Annotated in this window: 1 tRNA gene and 1 rRNA gene; both read left to right on the top strand. The window is 47.7% G+C overall.

Going from position 1 to position 2,063, the window contains the following annotated elements:
* Positions 1-276 precede the first annotated feature (276 nt).
* A 16S ribosomal RNA gene (locus tag W7W_RS0118985) occupies positions 277-1,800 on the top strand.
* Between the two features lie 107 nt (positions 1,801-1,907).
* Positions 1,908-1,981, top strand: a tRNA-Ala gene (locus tag W7W_RS0118980).
* The last annotated feature ends 82 nt before the right edge of the window (positions 1,982-2,063 follow it).

The following is a 2,063-nucleotide window of genomic DNA, read 5'->3' as shown; positions in this document are numbered from 1 at the left end:
TTTATCTTTGCACTCGCTTTTGAAAAAAACGGGACGCCAAAAGAGGCTGCCACGAAGAGATAGAGAGCGAAGAGGGGTTGGAAAAAGAGCAGTTAAGAAAAGTATTCGTACTGAATAATAACTGACCAGCGACTCAAAAAAAGATCTTTGAAACTATTAATGCAAAACCAAAAAACAAGGTAAAAGCGGATCCACAAGTCAATTTCAAGAATTTGGAGTCGGGATTTTTTGTTTGAGGATAGGTTCTTAAAAGAAATTTTATTTTAAAACTTTCCTACAACGAAGAGTTTGATCCTGGCTCAGGATGAACGCTAGCGACAGGCCTAACACATGCAAGTCGAGGGGTAACATTAGTAGCTTGCTACTAGATGACGACCGGCGCACGGGTGAGTAACGCGTATGCAACCTTCCTTTAACAGGAGAATAGCCCCCGGAAACGGGGATTAATGCTCCATTGTACTCTAAGTTCGCATGGATTAAGAGTTAAAGTTCCGACGGTTAAAGATGGGCATGCGTGACATTAGCCAGTTGGCGGGGTAACGGCCCACCAAAGCAACGATGTCTAGGGGTTCTGAGAGGAAGGTCCCCCACACTGGTACTGAGACACGGACCAGACTCCTACGGGAGGCAGCAGTGAGGAATATTGGTCAATGGACGCAAGTCTGAACCAGCCATGTCGCGTGCAGGATGACTGCCCTATGGGTTGTAAACTGCTTTTGTACGGGAAGAAATATAGCTACGAGTAGTTATTTGCCGGTACCGTACGAATAAGCATCGGCTAACTCCGTGCCAGCAGCCGCGGTAATACGGAGGATGCGAGCGTTATCCGGATTTATTGGGTTTAAAGGGTGCGTAGGCGGAATGGTAAGTCAGTGGTGAAATCCTGCAGCTCAACTGTAGTTGTGCCATTGATACTGTCATTCTTGAGTACAGATGAGGTAGGCGGAATGAGTAGTGTAGCGGTGAAATGCATAGATATTACTCAGAACACCAATTGCGAAGGCAGCTTACTAAACTGACACTGACGCTGAAGCACGAAAGCGTGGGTATCAAACAGGATTAGATACCCTGGTAGTCCACGCCGTAAACGATGATTACTGGTTGTTTGCGATACACAGCAAGCGACTGAGCGAAAGCATTAAGTAATCCACCTGGGGAGTACGTCGGCAACGATGAAACTCAAAGGAATTGACGGGGGCCCGCACAAGCGGTGGAACATGTGGTTTAATTCGATGATACGCGAGGAACCTTACCTGGGTTTAAATGGGAAGTGACAGGGGTAGAAATACCTTTTTCTTCGGACACTTTTCAAGGTGCTGCATGGTTGTCGTCAGCTCGTGCCGTGAGGTGTCGGGTTAAGTCCCATAACGAGCGCAACCCCTGTTGTTAGTTACCAGCACATAATGGTGGGGACTCTAACAAGACTGCCGGTGTAAACCGCGAGGAAGGTGGGGATGACGTCAAATCAGCACGGCCCTTACATCCAGGGCTACACACGTGTTACAATGGCAGGTACAAAGGGCAGCTACACAGCGATGTGATGCTAATCTCGAAAACCTGTCCCAGTTCGGATTGAAGTCTGCAACCCGACTTCATGAAGCTGGAATCGCTAGTAATCGCGCATCAGCCATGGCGCGGTGAATACGTTCCCGGGCCTTGTACACACCGCCCGTCAAGCCATGGAAGCCGGGAGTACCTGAAGTATGTAACCGCAAGGAGCGTCCTAGGGTAAAACTGGTGACTGGGGCTAAGTCGTAACAAGGTAGCCGTACCGGAAGGTGTGGCTGGAACACCTCCTTTCTGGAGAGAATGTATCCAACACCAGACAAAACGACTTTGACTTCCAAAGGAGTGAAGGAGACCGGAAAAGCTTTTATCTTATGGTTTTGCATTAATTTTTATATGATGGGGGATTAGCTCAGTTGGCTAGAGCGCCTGCCTTGCACGCAGGAGGTCATCGGTTCGACTCCGATATTCTCCACTGACTCATTTCAGAGTTAAACGTTCATTGACATATTGGAAAACATAAGACTCAAAAAGCAAAACGAGCACACTGCAAAAAA

The sequence above is a fragment of the Marinilabilia salmonicolor JCM 21150 genome (assembly GCF_000259075.1).
Classification (GTDB): Bacteria; Bacteroidota; Bacteroidia; order Bacteroidales; family Marinilabiliaceae; genus Marinilabilia; species Marinilabilia salmonicolor.
The sequence above is the reverse complement of the archived record's forward strand: the minus strand, read 5'-3'. Positions and strand labels throughout refer to the sequence as shown.